General features: G+C 67.9%; 17 protein-coding genes, 3 tRNA genes and 2 pseudogenes. 16 read left to right on the forward strand and 6 right to left on the reverse strand.

The features are described from left to right. The first annotated feature begins 68 nt into the window (after positions 1-68). From AC07Q9_RS23610 to AC07Q9_RS23650, 9 genes are all read left to right on the forward strand, one after another. The gene (locus tag AC07Q9_RS23610; RefSeq protein WP_495311978.1) at positions 69-932 is read left to right on the forward strand and encodes an SPOR domain-containing protein; all 864 of its coding nucleotides are present in this window, start codon (positions 69-71) and stop codon (positions 930-932) included. 35 nt (positions 933-967) lie between these two features. Continuing rightward, the gene (locus AC07Q9_RS23615; protein ID WP_070062414.1) at positions 968-1,453 is read left to right on the forward strand and encodes a CvpA family protein; all 486 of its coding nucleotides are present in this window, start codon (positions 968-970) and stop codon (positions 1,451-1,453) included. Between the two features lie 12 nt (positions 1,454-1,465). Further along, positions 1,466-2,968 (forward strand): amidophosphoribosyltransferase, encoded by a 1,503-nt coding sequence (gene purF / locus AC07Q9_RS23620; protein WP_489058104.1) that lies wholly within the window; start codon positions 1,466-1,468, stop codon positions 2,966-2,968. A gap of 21 nt (positions 2,969-2,989) precedes the next feature. Continuing rightward, on the forward strand, positions 2,990-4,213 hold the full coding sequence (locus AC07Q9_RS23625; protein ID WP_495311979.1) for an O-succinylhomoserine sulfhydrylase: 1,224 nt from the start codon (positions 2,990-2,992) through the stop codon (positions 4,211-4,213). Positions 4,214-4,224: 11 nt separating this feature from the next. Further along, positions 4,225-5,613: a glutamate--tRNA ligase gene (gene gltX / locus AC07Q9_RS23630; RefSeq protein WP_495311980.1), complete on the forward strand. Its 1,389-nt coding sequence runs from the start codon at positions 4,225-4,227 to the stop codon at positions 5,611-5,613. 36 nt (positions 5,614-5,649) lie between these two features. Continuing rightward, positions 5,650-5,725: transfer RNA gene (locus tag AC07Q9_RS23635), tRNA-Ala, on the forward strand. A gap of 51 nt (positions 5,726-5,776) precedes the next feature. Further along, a tRNA-Glu gene (locus AC07Q9_RS23640) sits at positions 5,777-5,852 on the forward strand. Positions 5,853-5,921: 69 nt separating this feature from the next. Continuing rightward, positions 5,922-5,998: transfer RNA gene (locus AC07Q9_RS23645), tRNA-Asp, on the forward strand. A gap of 363 nt (positions 5,999-6,361) precedes the next feature. Continuing rightward, on the forward strand, positions 6,362-6,985 hold the full coding sequence (locus AC07Q9_RS23650; RefSeq protein WP_495311981.1) for a DUF4337 domain-containing protein: 624 nt from the start codon (positions 6,362-6,364) through the stop codon (positions 6,983-6,985). Here the strand turns inward: AC07Q9_RS23650 and AC07Q9_RS23655 are convergent. The 5 genes from AC07Q9_RS23655 to AC07Q9_RS23675 form a co-directional block, all read right to left on the reverse strand. Then, a complete protein-coding gene (locus tag AC07Q9_RS23655) occupies positions 6,982-8,625 on the reverse strand; it encodes an ATP-binding protein (protein ID WP_495311982.1) in 1,644 nt (547 codons plus the stop codon). The genes AC07Q9_RS23650 and AC07Q9_RS23655 overlap by 4 nt on opposite strands. Before the next feature lie 174 nt (positions 8,626-8,799). After that, a complete protein-coding gene (locus tag AC07Q9_RS23660; protein WP_489058109.1) occupies positions 8,800-9,063 on the reverse strand; it encodes a hypothetical protein in 264 nt (87 codons plus the stop codon). Positions 9,064-9,139: 76 nt separating this feature from the next. Next, the gene (locus AC07Q9_RS23665; RefSeq protein WP_489058110.1) at positions 9,140-9,655 is read right to left on the reverse strand and encodes a hypothetical protein; all 516 of its coding nucleotides are present in this window, start codon (positions 9,653-9,655) and stop codon (positions 9,140-9,142) included. Then, entirely contained in the window at positions 9,645-10,595 is a 951-nt protein-coding gene (locus tag AC07Q9_RS23670; RefSeq protein WP_489058112.1) for a universal stress protein, read from the reverse strand. The genes AC07Q9_RS23665 and AC07Q9_RS23670 overlap by 11 nt, the downstream gene beginning before the upstream one ends. 297 nt (positions 10,596-10,892) lie before the next feature. After that, positions 10,893-11,924, reverse strand: a complete 1,032-nt coding sequence (locus tag AC07Q9_RS23675; RefSeq protein ID WP_492680739.1) for an AraC family transcriptional regulator — start codon at positions 11,922-11,924, stop codon at positions 10,893-10,895. Positions 11,925-12,107: 183 nt separating this feature from the next. On the opposite strand from AC07Q9_RS23675, the gene AC07Q9_RS23680 reads away from it, so the two are divergent. From AC07Q9_RS23680 to AC07Q9_RS23700, 5 genes and pseudogenes are all read left to right on the forward strand, one after another. Next, positions 12,108-12,902 carry an SDR family oxidoreductase gene (locus AC07Q9_RS23680; RefSeq protein WP_062469920.1) on the forward strand — a complete coding sequence of 265 codons (795 nt, stop codon included), beginning with the start codon at positions 12,108-12,110 and terminating at the stop codon, positions 12,900-12,902. Positions 12,903-12,949: 47 nt separating this feature from the next. Next, entirely contained in the window at positions 12,950-14,197 is a 1,248-nt protein-coding gene (locus tag AC07Q9_RS23685; RefSeq protein ID WP_070062425.1) for a styrene monooxygenase/indole monooxygenase family protein, read from the forward strand. Between the two features lie 13 nt (positions 14,198-14,210). Continuing rightward, positions 14,211-15,446: pseudogene (locus tag AC07Q9_RS23690) on the forward strand (styrene monooxygenase/indole monooxygenase family protein); the annotation flags it as partial. A 9-nt stretch (positions 15,447-15,455) separates the two neighbouring features. After that, positions 15,456-15,944, forward strand: a pseudogene (locus tag AC07Q9_RS23695) (flavin reductase family protein); the annotation flags it as partial. 51 nt (positions 15,945-15,995) lie between these two features. Further along, the gene (locus AC07Q9_RS23700) at positions 15,996-17,237 is read left to right on the forward strand and encodes a dienelactone hydrolase family protein (RefSeq protein ID WP_495311983.1); all 1,242 of its coding nucleotides are present in this window, start codon (positions 15,996-15,998) and stop codon (positions 17,235-17,237) included. Between the two features lie 21 nt (positions 17,238-17,258). Here the strand turns inward: AC07Q9_RS23700 and AC07Q9_RS23705 are convergent, their stop codons facing one another. Then, positions 17,259-18,335, reverse strand: a complete 1,077-nt coding sequence (locus AC07Q9_RS23705; RefSeq protein ID WP_492680733.1) for a helix-turn-helix transcriptional regulator — start codon at positions 18,333-18,335, stop codon at positions 17,259-17,261. A 60-nt stretch (positions 18,336-18,395) separates the two neighbouring features. Between AC07Q9_RS23705 and AC07Q9_RS23710 the strand changes: the two genes are divergently transcribed. After that, positions 18,396-19,382 carry a Bug family tripartite tricarboxylate transporter substrate binding protein gene (locus AC07Q9_RS23710; RefSeq protein ID WP_489058118.1) on the forward strand — a complete coding sequence of 329 codons (987 nt, stop codon included), beginning with the start codon at positions 18,396-18,398 and terminating at the stop codon, positions 19,380-19,382. A gap of 13 nt (positions 19,383-19,395) precedes the next feature. Beyond that, positions 19,396-20,100 (forward strand): aspartate/glutamate racemase family protein, encoded by a 705-nt coding sequence (locus AC07Q9_RS23715; protein WP_495311984.1) that lies wholly within the window; start codon positions 19,396-19,398, stop codon positions 20,098-20,100. Positions 20,101-20,139: the final 39 nt, after the last annotated feature.

The following is a 20,139-nucleotide window of genomic DNA, read 5'->3' on the forward strand; positions in this document are numbered from 1 at the left end:
CGGGCTGTCCACACCCCTCCGACACCATCGGGCACCACCTCGCTGCACTCCTCCAGGGATCGAACTTCATGGCGTTTTTCAAGTTCCGCGCGCGCGGCCCACAAGGCAACGAAGGACGCAGCGCCCCCGCGGCGGTGCCGGCGGAAAGTGTCGAAACCATGCGCCGGCGTGCGCGCCATCGGCTGCTCGGTGCAGCGGTGCTGGTGCTGGTCGGTGTGATCGGCTTCCCGCTGTTGTTCGACACCCAGCCGCGCCCCGTGCCGGTCGACATCCCGATCGAGATTCCCGACCGCAACAAGGCCAAGCCGCTGCCCGTGCCCGCCACGCCGGCACCCGCAACGAGCAGCGCGCCTTCTTCCTCGTCCGATGGCAGCTCCCGCGTGGCGGCAGCCTCGTCGGCCGGCGGCATGATCACCGAGACCGCCGACGGCACCGTGATCGAACCGGGCGCGACGGTGCCCGCGACTCCGGCGGCGCCCAAGCCCGCCGTCGAGCAGAGAAAGCCGGAACCCAAACCCGAGCCGAAGCCCGAACCCAAACCGGAACCCAAGCCGGAGCCGAAGAAGCCCGAACCGAAGCCCGAGCCCAAGCCGAAGCCGGAACCCGCCAAGCCCGCCGCGAACGCCGACGACGGCGCCCGGGCCCGCGCGCTGCTCGAAGGCAAGCCGCCCGCCGCCGCGCCCAAGCCGGCCGCCGACGACAACGGCCGCTTCGTCGTGCAGGTCGGCGCCTTTGCCGATGCCGACAAGGCGCGCGAAGTGCGCCAGAAGCTCGAGCGCGCCGGCCTCAAGACCTACGTGCACGTCGCCAAGACGGCCGACGGCGAGCGCACGCGTGTGCGCGTCGGGCCGTTCGCTTCGCGTGCCGAGGCCGAGAAGGCCGCGGACCGGGTCAAGGGCTTGTCTTTGGCCGCGGCCATCCTCACGTTGTAAGCACCGTCATCGCCCGCTGCCTGTAGTTCATTGCCGTGGCCCTGCTCGACTGGATCGCCATCGCGCTCATCGTGCTGTCGATGCTGTTCGGGCTGGTGCGCGGCCTCGTGTTCGAAGTGATTTCGCTGATCGGCTGGGTGGCCGCCTTCATCGTGGCCCAGTGGGTGGCCTCCGACGTGGCGGCCTGGCTGCCGTTCGGCGACCCGCAGGCCACCTGGCGCTACCCGCTGGCCTTTGTGCTGGTGTTCGTGGCGGTGGCGTTCGGCGTGGGGCTGGCGGCAGCCCTCACGCGCAAGTTGATCGCCGCGGTCGGCCTGCGGCCGGTGGACCGGATTTTGGGAGCAGCGTTCGGCGCGGCACGGGGGGCAGTGGCCCTGCTCGTGCTGGCGGTCGTTGTTCATTTGCTGGCGTTGAGCGACAGTGCCTGGTGGCACGAATCGCGCAGCGCCATTGTTCTCGATGCGGCATTGCAGGGCCTCAAACCCTCGCTGCCTGAAAAGTTGGCAAGCTACCTGCCCTGAGAGGAATCGTTCATGTGTGGAATCGTCGGCGTTGTCAGCAACGCACCCGTCAACCAGCTGCTCTATGACGCGCTGCTGCTGCTGCAGCACCGTGGCCAGGACGCGGCCGGCATCGTGACCTTGCTGGAACGCAAGTTCTTCATGCACAAGGCCAAGGGCATGGTGCGCGACGTGTTCCGCACCCGCAACATGCGCGCGCTGCCGGGCAACGTGGGCCTGGGCCAGGTGCGCTACCCGACCGCCGGCAACGCCTACAGCGAAGAAGAGGCGCAGCCCTTCTACGTGAACGCGCCCTTCGGCATCGTGCTCGTGCACAACGGCAACCTGACCAACGCGCACGCCCTGCGTGCGGAGCTGTTCTCCACCGATCACCGCCACACCAACACCGAGAGCGACTCCGAAGTGCTGCTCAACGTGCTGGCGCATGAAATCGAGCGTTCTTCGCGCGGCGTGCCGCTGCACCCGGCCGAGGTCTTCGCCGCCGTCAAGAACGTCTACAAGCGCCTGCGCGGCTCGTACGCCGTGGTCTCGCTGATCGCCGGCCACGGTCTGCTGGCCTTCCGCGACCCCTACGGCATCCGCCCGCTGTGCATGGGCCGCAACGCCGACGGCACCGTCATGGTGGCCAGCGAATCGGTCGCGCTCGAAGGCTCGGGCCACGTGTTCGAACGCAACATCGAACCGGGCGAGGCCGTGTTCATCGACCTCGAAGGCAACGTGCACTCGATGCAATGCGCCGAGGGCGCCTCGCTCAACCCGTGCATCTTCGAGTTCGTGTACCTCGCACGTCCCGACTCGGTGCTCGACGGCATCTCGGTGTATCAGGCACGCCTGAACCTCGGCGAAACGCTGGCCAAGCGCGTGGTCTCGACCGTGCCGCCGAACCAGATCGACGTGATCATTCCGATTCCCGAATCGAGCCGCCCGAGCGCCACGCAACTCGCGCACCTCCTGGGGATTCCGTACCGTGAAGGCTTCGTGAAGAACCGCTACGTGGGCCGCACCTTCATCATGCCGGGGCAGGGCGTTCGCAAGAAGTCGGTGCGCCAGAAACTCAACGTGATCGCCAGCGAGTTCAAGGGCCGCAATGTGCTGCTGGTCGACGACTCGATCGTGCGCGGCACCACCAGCCGCGAGATCGTGCAGATGGCGCGCGACGCCGGCGCCCGCAAGGTCTACCTGGCCAGCGCCGCGCCGCCGGTGCGCTACCCCAACGTCTACGGCATCGACATGCCAACCAAGGACGAACTCGTGGCGCACGACCGCACCGTCGAGGAAATCCGCGAACTCATCGGCTGCGATGCGCTCATCTACCAGGACGTCGATGCCATGAAGCGCGCCATCGGCTCGCTCAACCCGAAGCTCGCCGGTTTCGACGCCTCGTGCTTCGACGGCGTGTACGTGACGGGTGACATCGACACCGAAGCCATCTCGCGCATGAACGGCAACCGCCCGCGCATCGAGGAAAACGAAGAAGACGCTTCGCGCCTCGCCCTGCCGAACCCCAGCGAGTAAGAGAAAGAAGAGAGGGCCGACGTGAGCGACAACGAACGCACCCTGCCGCCCGGCCTGCACCGCGACACCCTCGCGCTGCGCACCGGCCTGGCACCCAGCCAGCACGGCGAGCACTCGGAGGCCCTGTTCCTCACGAGCGGCTTCGTGCAGCCCGACGCCGAAACCTCGGCCCGCCGCTTCGCCGGCACCGAGGCCGGCTTCACCTACTCGCGCACCTCGAACCCGACGGTCGCCAGCTTCGAGCAGCGCCTGGCCGCGCTCGAAGGCACCGAGGCCGCCATCGGCGCCTCGACCGGCATGGGCGCGATCCTCATGATGTGCATGGGCCTGCTCAAGGCCGGCGACCACGTGATCTGCTCGCGCTCGGTGTTCGGCTCCACGCTGAACCTGTTCGGCAAGGAGTTCGCCAAGTTCGGCGTCGAGACCACCTTTGTCTCGCAGACCGACGTGGCCGAATGGCGCGCCGCGCTCAAGCCCAACACCAAGCTGCTGTTTGCCGAGACGCCGACCAACCCGCTGACCGATGTCTGCGACATCCGGGCGCTGGCCGACCTGGCGCACGGTGCCGGTGCGCTGCTCGCGGTCGACAACTGCTTCTGCACGCCGATCCTGCAGCGTCCGACCGAACTGGGTGCCGACCTCGTCATTCATTCGGGCACCAAGTACCTCGACGGCCAGGGCCGCGTGATGGCCGGCGCGATCTGCGGGCCCTCGAAGCTCATCGTCGATGTCTTCGGTCCCGTGGTGCGTACCGCCGGCATGGCGCTGTCGCCGTTCAACGCCTGGGTCGTGCTCAAGGGCATGGAGACGCTGGGCGTGCGCATGCAGGCGCAGTGCGCGAATGCGCTGGCCGTGGCGCAGTGGCTCGAAACGCAGCCCGGCGTGGCACGCGTGTACTACCCGGGCCTGGCCTCGCACCCGCAGCACGAACTGGCCATGCGCCAGCAGTCGGGCCTGGGCGGCGCGGTCGTGTCCTTCGACGTGGTCGGCAACGACCCCGAGACGGCGCGCGCCAACGCGTTCCATGTGATCAACAGCACGCGCGTCGTGAGCATCGCCACCAACCTGGGCGACACCAAGTCGATCATCACGCACCCCGGCACCACCTCGCACGGCCGCCTCACCGAGGCGCAGCGCCAGGCCGCGGGCATCAGCCAGGGCTTGGTCCGCTTTGCGGTCGGCCTGGAATACATCGACGACATCACGGCCGATCTTTCGCGCGGCCTGAGCACACTGACTTCCTGACTCTTCATTTCATGACCGGCAAAGTTCGCACCCGCATCGCACCGTCTCCCACCGGCTTTCTGCACCTGGGCACGGCGCGCACCGCACTCTATTCGTGGGCCTACGCGCGCCACCACGGCGGCGAGTTCGTGCTGCGCATCGAGGACACCGACGTGGCCCGTTCCACGCAGGACTCGACCGACCAGATCCTCGCGTCGATGCACTGGCTCGGCCTCGACTACGACGAAGGCCCGATCTACCAGATGCAACGTCTCGAGCGTTACCGCGAAGTCATCGCGCAGATGCTCGCGGCCGGCACGGCCTACCACTGCTACTGCACGCCGGCCGAACTCGACGAGATGCGCGAAGCGCAACGTGCGCGCAACGAGAAAACGCTGTACGACCGCCGTTGGCGCCCCGAGCCGGGCAAGGTGCTGCCGCCCGTGCCTGAAGGCGTGCCGCCCGTGGTGCGCTTCTGCAATCCGCCCGAAGGCGACGTGACGTGGAACGACCTCGTCAAGGGCGAGATCACCATCAACAACCGCGAGATCGATGACCTGATCATCCTGCGTCCTGATGGTGTGCCGACCTACAACTTCGCGGTGGTGGTCGACGACTGGGACATGGCCATCACGCACGTGTTCCGCGGCGACGAGCACATCAACAACACGCCGTGGCAGATCAACATCTTCCGCGCGCTCGGCGCACCGCTGCCGCAGTTCGGCCACGTGCCGGTGATCCTCGGCGACGACGGGCAGAAGCTCTCCAAGCGCCGCGGCGCCGTGAGCGTCACGGCCTACGAGGACAACGGCTACCTGCCCGAAGCGATGCTCAACTACCTCGCGCGCCTCGGCTGGAGCCACGGTGACGACGAGTTGTTCACGCGCGAGCAGATGGTGAGCTGGTTCGACGGCACGCACCTCTCGAAGAGCCCCGCGCAGTGGGATGCAGCCAAGCTCGCGTGGGTGAATGCGCAGTACATCAAGGCCAAGAGCGGCGATGAGCTCGCACCGCTTGTTGCAGCGCAGTTGCAAAAGCGAGGCATCGTCGCCGATGAGCGTCTGCCTGCGATCTGTACGCTCTTCAAAGACCGTTGCGATACGACAGTGGCGCTCGCTGGTTGGGCTGCAGCGTTTTATGCGGACATCGAAGTGACCGATGCAGACCGCGCGCAGCACATCACCGATGCAGTGAAGCCTGCAATCGCAACGCTCGTTGAAAAATTGATGACGGTCGCCTGGGAGAGGGCCGAAATCGCAGTTATGATCAAGGAAGTCCTCGCGACACACGCGCTGAAAATGCCCGTGTTAGCGATGCCAGTACGAGTGCTTGTGATGGGAACATCGCAGACACCGTCCCTCGATTCAGTGCTCGAAATTTTTTCCCGCGAAAAAGTTATCGAGCGATTGAAAAAGGCCTGAAAAATCGGGCTATAATTCGAGGCTCGACACCCACACGGGGGTATAGCTCAGCTGGGAGAGCGCTTGCATGGCATGCAAGAGGTCATCGGTTCGATCCCGTTTACCTCCACCATCAAAGTGTCGAGTAGGTTAGAGATGCTGATCGCAGCACGTCCAAGGTTTTGACCCTATCGTCTAGAGGCCTAGGACACCACCCTTTCACGGTGGCTACCGGGGTTCGAATCCCCGTAGGGTCGCCAGTTTCACTTCGGTGAAGTCGGCACGAGTCGTCAACACTCGGTTCCGCAAGGAACGAACGTTGTCTACCAGGAGTGGTAGTTCAGTTGGTTAGAATACCGGCCTGTCACGCCGGGGGTCGCGGGTTCGAGTCCCGTCCACTCCGCCAGTATTTGGAGCTTGCTCCAGCAAAAAAGCCACCTTCGGGTGGCTTTTTTGTTTTCCAGCGCGGTTGTCGCTTGATGGCCCGAATGCACTCCAGCGCTTGCGGCGGTTGCCCGTGAGTCGAGCGGAAAAAATCTTCTGTGTGACGAGAGGTCCGACGCGGGCGAGCTCTGCGCAGATCGTGGATTTCTTGCTTGGCCGTGCTGGTCTGGATGTTGGCCGCCATGCCCCTGGAACCACGGCGCACCGGCATCCTGCATGCGCATCCGCAGAGCTGACAGGACTTTCCCCGGGCCATCGACGCGTGAAGTCCGGGCATACTCGCGCGCCCTCCGGGTTTCTTTCCAACAACTCCAAGAAGAACTTCATGTCTGGACACGGTTTTCACGTGCATGGTCCGCACGATCACGAACTCGAACATGCCGCTTCCGGCGGTCACGACCATGGCCATGGCGATGCCGATGCCGCCTCTTCAGGCAAGGGCATGAGCACGACGGGAAAGATCGCTGTGAGCACCGCTGCCATTGCGACGGCGGGCGCGATCTTCGCGTACATGGGCGGGGCCACGCAGGCCAACGCCGGCCTCTACAAGAACAACGCGGCCATCAAGAAGACCGAGGCCTCCAATCAGTGGAATTACTTCCAGTCGAAGAGCACCAAGCAGGCGCTGGCGGAGTTCGCACGCGACACCGCCACCGACGACGGCCGCCGTCAAGGCTGGCAAGTGAAGGTCACTCGCTATGAGCAGGAGAAGACCGACATCCAGGCTGCTGCAAAGAAGCTGGAAGATGAGGCCAGCCGCTGGGACGCGCAATCCGAGACCCAGATGCACCAGCACCACCGCTGGGCGCAGGCCACCACGGTGCTGCAGGTCTCCATCGCGCTGGCGGCCATTGCGCTGCTCACCCGGAAGAAATGGCTGGAGCGCGCCATGTACGGCGTGGCCGTCGCAGGGATCGCGATCGGCGCGCTGGCGGCGCTGCACATCTAGGACCCGCGGGGGCGATTCACGAGCGCGTGAATCCCGCGGAAGTCCAGCCGTTCCAGCAGGTCCAGAAGCAGGGCCATGAACGCAGCGTAGTTGGCTTCGTCGGCGTGGCGTTCGATCCAGTGCTCGATGTCCGTGACGCGGCCCTGAAGCGCCAGGCTGGCGAGCTCGTCCAGCGCGTGATCCCCCGGCATGACATGTCGAGGGATGGCAGGCATCGGTGATGGCTCGCCGGGCTCTGTCTCCCGCTGCGCGACGAGAGGCCAGTCTGCGTCGGATGCATCGACCGGCACCGACAGCGCGAAGGAGAACGTGGCGCCCTGGCCGGCCGTGCTGGCCACGCTCAGTGTGCCGCCCATGGCCGAGACGATGCGCTGCGCGATGAACAGGCCCAGTCCCGTGCTGCCGCTCGCGGGGTGCATCTGCTGGAAGGCGCCGAAGATGTCGACGTTCCGACTCGTGTCGACGCCGACCCCGGTGTCACTGACCGCGAAGCTCAAGACACAGGCGCGCCCCTCGGGCCTGGCCGTGACCGACAAGGTCACCACACCGTCGCGCGTGAACTTGGCGGCGTTGGACAGCAGGTTCAGCAGCACCTGCTGCATGCGCTTTCCGTCCAGGCCGATGTGCCGGGGCATTCGCTCGGAAGGGTGATAGCGAAAGCGGTTGTTCTGCTGCGCGCACAGGGCGACGGCGTAGTCGGAAATGTCGTCCAGCAGGTGCGGCAGGTCGGTGGTGACGGGGCGGACCGTCAGCGGTTGCAGTTCTGCCTTGGCGTATTCCAGCAGTTCGTCGATCAGGTGGAGCTGGTACTTGACGCTGCGCTGGATGGTCAGCAGGTGCTTGCGCTGCTTGTCGTGCGCATCGGCGAGCAGGAGCGACGCGTACCCGCCGATCGTCGCAAGCGGTGCGCGCAGGTCGTGGCCGATGTAGCCCAGGATCTCGACTTTCTGATGGGCCTTGGCCTCGATGTGGGCGAGGGCCGCGCGCAGATCGGCATGCAAGGCGGCGGCGTGCATGTTGCCGAACGCCAGTGCGTAGGCGATGTGCGTCAGTTTCAAACCGAAGCCCAGCAGGGTCTGGAAATTGCCCGACGCCAGAAAATCCTGTGGCACGGGAAAGAAGGGGGTGCCGGCCAGGCGTGCACCATGAACCAGCAACGCCAGCCAGGCGACGACGAGCACCTCGAGATGGATCTTTCCCCCGCGCGCACGACCCATCGTGCACAGTGTCTGAAGGGTCATCAGTGCGATCACCGACTGGGCCGCGCCGTACACGTAGACACGCGCCGAGGTGTCGTACGTGACATAGGAGAAGAAGGCCAGCAAGGTCATTTCCACAGCCACGACCCCTGCCATCCAGGGCAGCCACGCGCGGCGCCGATCGAAGAACAGGCAGATGCCTGCATAGAACAGCACCGAACTCAGTGTCGTGAGGAAATTCCCGAGGAGGATGGAGAAGAAGTCCGGGATTCTGTCCCGCAGGATGAGCAGCAAGGCGCCGATTCCGAAGACAAGGAAGCCGACGCCCCAGAACACCAGATAGCGTGCGCGTCCCTTCGCCCACAGCGCCAGCATGCCGGCGGCAAGGACGAACTCCACCAGCGCCGTGAAGAACGCAGCAGTTCCCAGATTCAAGTTCATTTGGACTTTGATCGACGCCTGGCGACGCGCGTCGCTCCGATGGGAGTCTGATTCTGCGGACGATCTCGTCAGCCGCCTTTGCCTGGCGGTGCGCCGGTTTTGATCGGGCGCCCTGTCCGGTCATTGACCGATCCGCGCTTGCCCTGGCTGCGGAAATTCAAGAGGAGCGCAGCGCTACCCCAGCAGCAGGACCTGCGTGCCGTCGGAGGCCACCATCACGCCGGGCGAGGCCGCATCGATCTCGATGCGGATGCCCATGTGCAAGGCCGGGTCCAGGGGGCGCTGGCGGCCCACGTTGAAGAGCGCCACGTCGCGCAGGTAGGTGTCGTGCTGCGCCAGGTTCAGCACGAACTTCTCCGGATAGGCGCCGGTCGCGCTCAGGTGGTCCGAGAATTTCTCGGTCATCGTGACGAAGAGGAACAGCGGGTTGTCGGCCATGCCGCGAATCTAGCCGCGCTGCACGCAATCCGACTCCCGGGTTTGTGGGAGGGAAAGAGGCGCCCGGCCGAAGCCCTCAGGCCATCCCGTAGCGCAGCAGCCAGTTCCAGATCACCGCCGACCCGTTCGACATCGCCAATGCCGCTTTCGCGTAGCCCATGAGGTCGGCCAGCCGCACCTCGGCGCGGATCACGACGTCGTGGCGCTGCAGGTCTTCTTCCTTCACATCCGCGCGGCGCCGGTCGAGTTCGTCGCGCAGCACGGTGGCGTAGGCGCGCGGGCTCTTCAGGCGCAGGAACATGATCGGCTCGACCACGGCGTCGAGCGCGGGATCGACGAAGGTATGGATCTCGGGATCGCGCGACACGACCTGGTCGCCGTGCGCGTCCCGGATGAGCTGCTGGGCCTCTTCGAGCGAGGCCTCGTTCGCCGCATAGATCCGGCCGCCGCGTCCTTCGCAGATGAAGATGTACTGGTCGGGGCGCGAGAGCCAGTCGACCGGCCCGCGCTGGGCGAAGACGGCCAGGCCCTCGGCACCGGGCAGCAGCGACTGGCGCAGCGGGTACTTGGTGAGGGGGTCTTCAGCGAACATCTTGCAGCTTCCCCGACATGACGACCGGCGACGCGTCGGCGCGTCGGTCGGAGGGCACCACCAGCACGTCGCCTGTGGCCCAGCACAGCACACGCTGCGCGACGCTGCCGAACAGGAAGTCGGCCAGCGGATGGGCGCGGCGCTTGCCGACCACGAGCAGTTCGGCGCGCGCATGCTGCTGCTGCACCGTGGCCTGCCGCGCCGGGTCGCCGCGGCCGATGGCCGACAGCACGCGGTTGCGCCGTGCGCTCGACGAATCGGTCAGCGAGAAGAGTCGCTCGCGCGCCTGCCGCATGCTGTCGTGGCGGTAGGTCTTGATGGCGTGGTCCGACACCTCCGCATAGCGCAGCTTGCTTTCGTGCATCGTGTTGAGCGCATGGAACAGCTCCAGCGCAGCATTCGGGTCCAGCCCGTGGGCCAGGCTCACGAGCTCGCGAGAGGCGGGCGTGAAGTCGACGGCCACCAGGATGCGGCTGTACCGCAGACGCGTGTCGAGCCGCGTCACGAGCGCCGGGCAGCGCAGCTGCCGCAACAGGCGCTCCACGGGCTGGCCGGTGAAGAAGGCGCCGGGCGAGCGGTCGCGTTCGTGGCTCAGCACCACGAGGTCGACGTAGCGCGCCTCGTCCACGATCTGCGCGAGGCCGCCGCTCGGTCCCGCGACCTGCTTGACCAGCACGTCGAAACGCGAGGCCATGGTGCGGGCCAGGCCTGCGAGTGCGGTGGCCGCTTCGGCGTGTGCGAGCGGCGCGAGGTCCGCGGGCGCGTACACGAGCTTCAGCAGCGCGCCATGTTCGGCTGCGAGCAGGGCGGCCCGTTCGACCGCGCGGTTGCCGCGTGCCGTCAGATCGGTGACGGCGAGGATGGATTGAAAGGAAGGCGTGTTGGATGCGACGCCGCCGCCGGGAAGCACGTGCTCCCGCTGAACCTGATGGTGATGCATGACGCACTCCAGTCGAACGCGACCCCGGAGGACGGGGGCGCAGCCGCGCGGGGCGGGTGCCCGGCGGTCGATGGTTTGCGCTGAAAAGAGAGAAGGGAAAGAGGCGGACCGCCGGGCTCAGGAATGTGCGGGCGTCTGCTGGGCCGCCGCTGTCATCCACGCCAACGCAGGCGTGCAACCGCCGGGGCGGGACGTCAAGGTGTGGAGGGAAGGCTGGGCGTTCATGCCGCAGAGTCTAGGCCAGATGCGTGCAGATCCGGTCAGTACCCGCACGATCCTTGCCAGATTGCGGGCCCATCACGCCCGGCTTTGTTGACAGGTGTCTTCTTCAGGCGCGCAGCGCGCACGCGTTTCCGACGGCCGCTCGCCGAAGCGCGCGCGGTACTGCGCCGCGAAATGGCCCAGGTGAAGAAAACCGTATTTCTCCGCCACGTCGCGTACACCGGTGCGCGTGGACGCGGCCTGCAGTTCGGCGCGCACCCGGTCCAGCCGCAGCTCGCGCAGGAACTCCATCGGTCCCTGGCCCGCATGCTGGCGGAACGCGATCTGCAGGGCGCGCGCGCTGCAGCCGGCCTCGCGGCACACGTCGGCCAGCGACAGCGGCTGCTCGGCGTGTGCGGCCATGAACTCCTGCGCCTTGCGCACCGCGCGCGGCAGCAGGTGGCGCTGCGCGTCGCCGGCGAGCGCGCGCGAGTGGTTGTGGCCCGCCGACATCAGCAGGCTCGACATCAGGTACTCCTCGGCATGCTCGGCCAGGCGCCCGCCGCCTTGCAGCGCATTGCCGGCGTCGAGCGTGAGCCGCAGGTAGTCGATGAAGTGCACCAGCGGCGCGAGCGCGGGGTTGTCCAGCGGCACGCCGAGGTCGAACACCAGGTGCTGGCGCACGGGCGCCTGCAGCAGCGCCTCGAGCCGCGACAGCAGCGCCGCGCGCGCGATGCGCACGATCAGGTGCGGGCTGTCGTCGGCCCAGCGCATCGACAGCAGCTCGGTGGGCGAGGGCAGCGAGGCGACGCGCGGCGTGGCCTCGACCTGTTGGCCGCCGCAGCGGATGTCGGCGCCGCCGCGCAACGGGATCTGCAACAGGAAGAAGTCTTGCAGATAGCCCGGGTCGATCTGCACGCCGGGGCCGTACTGCACGTAATTGAGGCTCACGTCGCGGTGCAGCCGTGCGCTGTGGTGGCAGGCGTCCAGTTCGGTGCGCGGGCGCAGCATCGTGAGGCCGTGGGGGCAGAACACGCGGGCCACGCTCTCGCGCGCCTCGTCCATGTCGTGGCTCTCGAACAAACGGTAACGCTGCAGCGGCAGCCGGGGGGCGGTGGCGGTTTCCATAGGGAAGCGCAGCGACCGTAGCAAAAAGCCTTCCAGCCCACAATTCGGGCCGTCCCTTGGACCCCCCGAAAAAACCTGCGCGGCAGGGACAGCGCCTGCGTTTTCCGGATCGGCCGGCGAGGCCCGGCGCTCTACCTTTGGCCCATCGCCGAACCGGCGATTCAACCGAGGAGAGCAAGCGTCATGTTCAAGGGACTCGAAGGCAAAAGCGCCATCGTCACGGGTGGTTCGACATTGATAGGCGCCGGCGTGGTGCGCGCCTTCCACGCGGCGGGCGTGAAGGTGGTCATCGCCGACATCGACGCCGACAAGGGCCAGCCGCTGGCCGACGCGCTGGGCGCCGGTGTGCGCTTCGTGCGCACCGACATCACCGACGACGCGCAGGTGAAGGCCTGCGTCGACGAGGCCGCGGCCCGCCACGGCGGCGTGCACTTTCTGGTGAACCTGGCGTGCTCGTACGTGGACGACGGCTTCAAGTCGCCGCGCGCCGACTGGCTCACCTCGTTCAACGTCAACGTGGCCAGTGCCGTGGCCATGCTGCAGGCGGTGCACCCGCACATGGTGGCGGCCGGCGGCGGGGCGGTGGTCAACTTCACCAGCATCTCGTCGCGCGTGGCCCAGACCGGGCGCTGGCTCTACCCCGTGAGCAAGGCCGCGATGGCGCAGCTCACGCGCAACATGGCGATGGACCTCGCACCCGACCGCATCCGCGTGAACAGCGTTTCGCCGGGCTGGACCTGGTCGGCCGTGATGGACCAGCTGACCGGCGGCGACCGCGCGCGCACCGACCGCGTGGCTGCGCCCTACCACCTGCTGGGGCGCGTCGGCGACCCCGACGAGGTGGCGCAGGTGGTGCTGTTCCTGTGCTCCGAGCACGCGAGCTTCGTCACCGGCGCCGACTACGCGGTGGATGGCGGCTATTCCGCCATGGGCCCGGAGCAGGCCGTGCCGGCCATTCCCCGCCTGATGGAACCCTGATCGGCATTGACAACAACACCACGAGACAACGAAAGAAGGAGCAAGCCATGAAGCGAATCGCCATCGTCGGCGCAGGTCAGTCGGGCCTGCAACTGGGACTGGGCCTGCTGGACGCAGGCTACGAGGTCACCATGTACAGCAACCGCACGGCGGACGACATCCGCCACGGCAAGGTCATGTCGAGCCAGTGCATGTTCCACACCGCGCTGCAGGTCGAGCGTGACCTCGGGCTCGACCATTGGGCCAGCGACTGCCCCACGGTGGACGGCATCGGCTTCGCCGTGCCGCACCCCGAGCAGAAGGGCGCCAAGGCCATCGAATGGGCGGCGCGGCTGAACTCGAGCGCGCAGTCGGTCGACCAGCGCGTGAAGGTGCCGGCCTGGATGGCGCTGTTCCAGCAGAAGGGCGGCGAGCTGGTCTTCAAGGACGCGGGCATCGACGACCTCGAGGCCTGCACCCGCAGCCACGACCTCACGCTGGTGGCCAGCGGCAAGGGCGAGATCTCCAAGCTCTTCGAGCGCGACGCCGCCAAGTCGACCTACGACCAGCCGCAGCGCGCCCTGGCGCTCACCTACGTGAAGGGCATGCGCCCGCGCACGCCGTACTCGGCCGTGTGCTTCAACCTGATTCCGGGCGTGGGCGAGTACTTCGTGTTCCCGGCGCTCACCACCACGGGCCCGTGCGAGATCATGGTGTTCGAAGGCGTGCCCGGCGGCCCGATGGACTGCTGGGCCGACGTGAAGACGCCGCAGGAGCACCTGGCGCGCAGCAAGTGGATCCTCGACACCTTCACGCCCTGGGAGGCCGAGCGCTGCGCCGACATCGAACTCACCGACGACAACGGCATCCTCGCCGGCCGCTTCGCGCCCACCGTGCGCAAGCCCATCGCCACGCTGCCCTCGGGCCGCAAGGTGCTCGGCCTGGCCGACGTGGTGGTGCTCAACGACCCGATCACGGGGCAGGGCTCGAACAACGCGGCCAAGTGCGCCGACACGTACCTGAAAAGCATCCTGGCGCGCGGCGAAGGCGCGGCCGATGCGCCGTGGATGCAGCAGACCTTCGACCGCTACTGGTTCGGCTACGCGCAGTGGGTCACGCGCTGGACCAACATGCTGCTCGCACCGCCGCCGCCGCACGTGCTCAAGCTGCTCGGCAGCGCCGGCGCCGTGCCGCCGATGGCCAGCGCCATCGCCAACGGCTTCGACGATCCGCGCACCTTCTTCCCGTGGTTCGCCGACCCGCAAGAGGCCGACCGTTACCTCGACACCTGCGCGGCTGCCGCGGCGGCTGCGTAGGCGGAGCCAGCGCATGACACGACGCGTGGCCATCGTCGGCGCCGGCCAGTCCGGCATGCAGCTCGCACTGGGCCTGCGGGCCAAAGGGTACGCCGTGACGGTGTATGCGAACCGCACGGCGCAGGAGATCTTCGACGGGCCGGTGATGTCCAGCCAGTGCATGTTCGAGACCGCGCTGCAGACCGAGCGTGAACTGGGGCTCGACGGCTGGGCCGACACCTGCCCGGTGGTCGAGGGCATCGGCATGTCGGTGCGCAGCCCCGAAGGCAGCCGTGCCATCGCGTGGGAGGCGAAGCTCGACGGCCCGGCGCAGTCGGTCGACCAGCGCCTGAAGATTTCTGCCTGGATGCAGCTCTTTGAAGCGCGCGGCGGCCGTCTCGTGCACCAGGACGCCGACCTCGACACGCTGGAGGACTGCGCGCGCACGCACGACCTCGTGGTCGTCGCGAGCGGCAAGGGCGAGATCTCGGCGCTGTTTCCGCGTGACGCGGCGCGCTCGCCCTTCGACGCACCGCAGCGCGCGCTGGCGCTCACCTACGTGAAGGGCATGCGCCCGCGCGAGCCGTTCGCGGCCGTGAGCTTCAACCTCATTCCGGGTGTCGGCGAGTACTTCGTGTTCCCCGCGCTCACCACCAGCGGCCCGTGCGAGATCATGGTGTTCGAAGGCGTTCCGGGCGGTCCCATGGACTGCTGGGACGACGTGAAGACACCGCAGGAGCACCTCGCGCGCAGCAAGCAGATCCTTGCCTCCTTCCTGCCGTGGGAGGCCGAGCGCTGCGAACACATCGAGCTCACCGACGACCACGGCGTGCTGCGTGGCCGCGTCACGCCCGTGGTGCGCCACCCGGTCGCCACGCTGCCTTCGGGCCGCCAGGTGCTGGGGCTGGCCGACGCCGTGGTGCTCAACGACCCGATCACGGGGCAGGGCTCGAACAACGCGGCCAAGGCGGCCGACATCTACCTCAAGCGCACCCTCGAACACGGCGACGCGCCCTTCGACGCCGCGTGGATGCAGCAGACCTTCGACCGCTACTGGGAAGGCTACGCCCGCTGGGCCACCGACTGGACGCACAGCCTGCTCACGCCGCCCGCGCCGCACCTGCAGAAGCTGCTGCAGAGCGCCACGCACAGGCCGGCCGTGGCGAGCGCGGTGGTCAACGGCTTCGACGACCCGCGCAACTTCGCGCCCTGGTGGTTCGACGCGGCCGAGGCCGATCGCTTTCTCGAAGCGAAGGCGCGCGAGGCTGCGGTCGACCGCTTCGACCGGCGCGACTTCCGCAAGGCGCTCGGACAGTTCAGCACCGGCGTCACCGTGATCACCACGCGCGCGCTCGACGGGCGCCGCGTGGGCATGACGGCCAACTCGTTTTCGTCGGTGTCGCTCGATCCGCCGCTGGTGCTGTGGAGCCTCGCGCGACAGGCGCCCAGCGTGGCCGACTTCACCGGTGCGAGCCACTTCGCGATCAACGTACTGGCCGCGCCGCAGCATCATCTGTCGCGCCAGTTCTCGACGCCGCAGGCCGACAAGTTCGGCGGCGTCGATTGCTGCGAAGGCACGGCCGGCGTGCCGCTGCTCAACGGTGTGCTCGCGCGCTTCGTGTGCCGCAACGTGCGACAGTACGACGGCGGTGACCACCTGATCTTCATCGGCGAGGTCGAAGGCTACGAGCGCTTCGACGGCGAGCCGCTGGTTTTTCACTCGGGCTACTACCAGGTCACGACGCGCCATCCAGAATGCGTACAGTGAGCCCCTGGTTCCCCACGTCCACCTTTGAGCATTGAACGGAGTCACACACCCATGCAGAACAAGGCATCCCCATCGTCGTCGCAAGACATCCGCATCCAGACCACCGACGGCAGCGGCAGCTTCGGCGCCTACCTGGCCCTGCCGCGCGGCGGCACCGGCCCGGGCCTGGTGCTCGCGCAGGAGATCTTCGGCGTCAACAAGACCATGCGCGACGTGGCCGACTACTACGCCGAGGAAGGCTACGTGGTGCTCGTGCCCGACCTGTTCTGGCGCCAGCAGCCCGACGTGCAGCTGGGCTACACGCCCGACGACTGGCAGCGCGCCTTCGCGCTGTACCAGGGCTTCGACGAAGTGCTCGGCATGCAGGACATGCAGGCCGCCATCACCGCGCTGCGCCAGCGCCCCGAGGTGCCCGGCGGCAAGGTCGGCGTGCTCGGCTTCTGCCTGGGCGGCAAGCTCGCCTACCTCGCGGCCTGCCGCACCGACGCGGATGTGGCCGTGGGCTACTACGGCGTGGGCATCGACGCCGCGCTCGACGAGGCCGACCGCATCCGCTGCAAGCTCGCGCTGCACGTGGCCGAGCTCGACGGTTTCTGTCCGCCCGAGGCGCGCGACCGCATCGTGCAGACCCTGCGCGGCCGGCCGAACGTCGAGGTGCACGTGTACCCCGGCGTCGACCACGCCTTCGCGCGTGTGGGCGGCGAGCACTTCCATCGTGCCTCGGCGCTCATGGCGCACGAGCGCAGCGTGGCCGCGCTGAAGTCGGCCATCGGCCCGAACTACGACCTGGCCGCGCTGTGGGACAAGCACTGCGAGTACGAGTTCGGCACCCGCAACGTCGACGACACCATGGGCACCATGGTGGCCGAGCCCTACGTCAACCACATCCCGACCATGACCGGCGGCGTGGGCTACAAGAACCTGCACGCGTTCTACACGAACCACTTCGTCAACAGCAACCCGCCCGACACCTCGCTGGTGCCGATCTCGCGCACCGTGGGCGCGACGCAGGTGGTCGACGAGATGCTGTTCTGCTTCACCCACACCACCGAGATCCCGTGGATGCTGCCCGGCGTGGCGCCTACCGGAAAGCGCGTGGAGATCCCGCTGCTCGCGGTGATCAAGTTCCGCGGCGACAAGCTCTACCACGAGCACATCTACTGGGACCAGGCGAGCGTGCTGGTGCAGGTGGGCCTGCTCGACGCGGCGCTGCTGCCGGTGGCGGGCGTGGAAACGGCGCGCAAGCTGCTCGACGAGACGCTGCCATCGAACACGCTGCTGACGCGCGCTTGATGCGCCCGCGCGGCTGATCCCTCAGGCGCCGCTGTTGGCCGGCGGCGCCTGCTGCAAGCGGTAGTCGCGCGGCGCCATGCCGTGCTGCTTGCGAAATGCCGCGGTGAAGCGGCCATGGCACTCCCACCCCGCCTCGGCCGCGATGGCCTGCACGCTCAGCTGCGTGTCGCGCAGCAGCCGCGCGGCCAGCGCCAGCCGCTCGGCCACGAGCAGGCCGTAGACCGTCGTGCCCTCGGCCTCCTTCACATGGGCCTGCAGCCGCGTGGCGCGCAGGTCGAGCCGCTGCGCGAGCGCATCGACCGTCCACGCCTGCGCTGGCGCTTCGCCGAGCAGCGCGCGCAGCCTGCGCACCGTCTGCGCTGCCGCACTGCCGTGGGTGTCTTCCGAACGTGCCGGGCGCAGCAGCTGCGCCAGGTCGAGCAGCACGCAGGTCAGCAGCTCGGTCGCGCGCGCATGGAACAGGGGCACGAAGGCGGGCCGATCGGAAGGCTCGTCGCCGATGCGTGCCAGGCAGTCGCGCACGCGCGGCGTGAGCGCCGCGTTGCACAGCACCCGGCCGTCGTCGCGCTCGACCAGCTCGCTCATCTGTCGCGCGGGCAGCCGCACGCCCAGCGCATGCAGCCAACGCGGCAGCAGGTCGCGCCGCAGCCGGAACTGCACGAAGTTGTTGCGGCAGGCGCCGGGGATGTGGATCAGGTAGCCGCCGTCGCGGTTCGGCGTGCGCAGCAGCGCGCGGTCGACGCGGAAGTCGAGCGGCCGCCCTTGCGCGCTGCCGATCTCGCCCGTGACGTGGCCCGAAAGAAAGAAGGTCAGCAGCAGCTCGTTGCCGGGTGCCAGCTGCACGTGCAGGTCGTCGTTCAACCTGAAATCGAAATACAGCGCGCTCGCGCCTTCCCAGGGCGTGGTGCGCAGCCGCAGGATGCGGCCCCCGTCGTCGGGCCAGCGCACCTCGCGGCTGGCGCCGTCGTGCAGGGCCGGCAGCGCGAGGGGGCGGTCGGCGGGCAGGCGGATCAGCGCGGCGTTGAAGTCGTCCTCGCGCAGCGCGGCGGCCGTGAACGGCGAAGGCTGGATCGGCACAGTCTGCGATGGGATCGGCATAGAAAACCCTGACAGGCGGCGTTAGCGTGTGCAACACTTTGGTTTGAACGGAGTTTATGGATGAATGCTCGACGTGTCTGCCGGTTTCTGGGGCTCCTGGCGGCCCTCGCCGCGGGGTGCCTGCCGGCGCTTGCCGGTGCGCAGAGTGCCTGGCCTTCGCGGCCGATTCGCCTCGTCGTGCCCTTCGTGGCGGGCGGCGGCGCCGACGTGGCCGCGCGGCTCATCGCGGCCAAGCTGCAGGTGCAGCTGGGCCAGCAGGTGGTGGTCGACAACAAGCCGGGCGGCAACACGCTGATCGGCGCGCAAGAGATCATGAAGGCCCAGCCCGACGGCTACACGCTGCTGTGGTCCATCGACCAGACCTTCGTGCTCAACCCCTCGCTGTACAACCGGCTGCCCTACGACCCGAGGAAAGACTTCACGCCGGTGGCGCTGGCCATCACCTCGCCCACGGCCGTCATCGCGCGCACCCAGGCGGGCAGCGTGGGCGACGTGCATGAGCTGGTGAAGCGCGCCAAGGCCGCCCCCGGCAAGATCAACATCGGCGCCGCCGCGATCCTGTCGCAGATGGCGCTGGAAGAGTTCAACCGCAGCGCCGGCATCGAGACCACGCGCGTGCCCTACAAGGGCAGCGCCGAAGTGGCGCAGGCCACCATCGCGGGCGACATCGACGCCGCCTTCGACGGCATGGCGCCCTATGTGCAGTTCGTGAAGGCGGGGCGCGCGAAGATCCTGGCCGTCACCTCGGCCAGGCGCTTCTCGGGCCTGCCCGACGTGCCCACGCTCGACGAGCTGGGCTACAAGGGCGTCGACTTCTCCGTGTGGTTCGGCGTGGTCGGCCCGGCCGGCCTGCCGCCCGAGATCGCCAAGCGCGTGAGCGACGGCGTCGACTGGGCGATCCGCCAGCCCGATGTGGTCGAGAAGCTGCTGGTGTTCGGCTTCGAGCCGGCGGCGCAGACCAGCGCGAGCGCACTCAAGGGCCGCATCGACAGCGACCTGGTGCGCTACAGCCCGGTGATCCGCAAGCTCGGCTTCAAGCTCGACTGACGGGGTGCGCGCCATGATGAAAACCGCGGGCCTGATCGGAGGCGTCGCGTGGCCCTCCACGCTCAGCTACTACCGCTTGTTGAACGAGCACATCCAGCGCGAACTCGGCGGCCTGCACTCGGCGCGCTGCGTGATCGTGAGCCTGGACTTCGCCGGCGTCGTCGCCGCGATGACGGAAGGGCGCCGCGACGATGCACGCGCCCAGATGGAAACCGCCGCGCGCCAGGCGCGTGCGGCCGGTGCGGAGCTCATTGCGATCCTTGCGAACACCGGTCACTTCGCGGCCGACGCCGTGCAGGCCGCGTCGGGCGTGCCGCTGGTGCACGTGGCGCGTGAAACCGGCGACGAGATCGCGTCGCGGTTTCCGTCGATGCGCCGCCTCGGCCTGCTGGCCACGAGCTTCGCACTCGATGCGCCGTTCTTCGGCCAGATGTTGGGGGAGGGCGCGGGCTTCGAGCTGGTGCTGCCCGACGCCGCGCAACGCCGCACGCTCGACGCAGCCATCTTCGGGCCGCTGGCGCGCGGCGAGGCCAGCCCCGCCGACGCGGCCGTCATCTCGACGCTGTGCAACGCGCTCGTGGCGCGCGGGGCCGAAGGCATCGTGCTGGGCTGTACCGAGCTGAGCGCCGTGAAGCCCTGGATCGCGTGCGCCGCACCGCTGTTCGATTCCACCGACATCCACGCCCGCGCCATCGTGCGCGAGATGACGCGGGCCTGATTCCATTTCCACACACACAGAGAACGAAAGAGAGACCTT

Source organism: Variovorax sp. GW821-FHT09A10, from assembly GCF_059418385.1.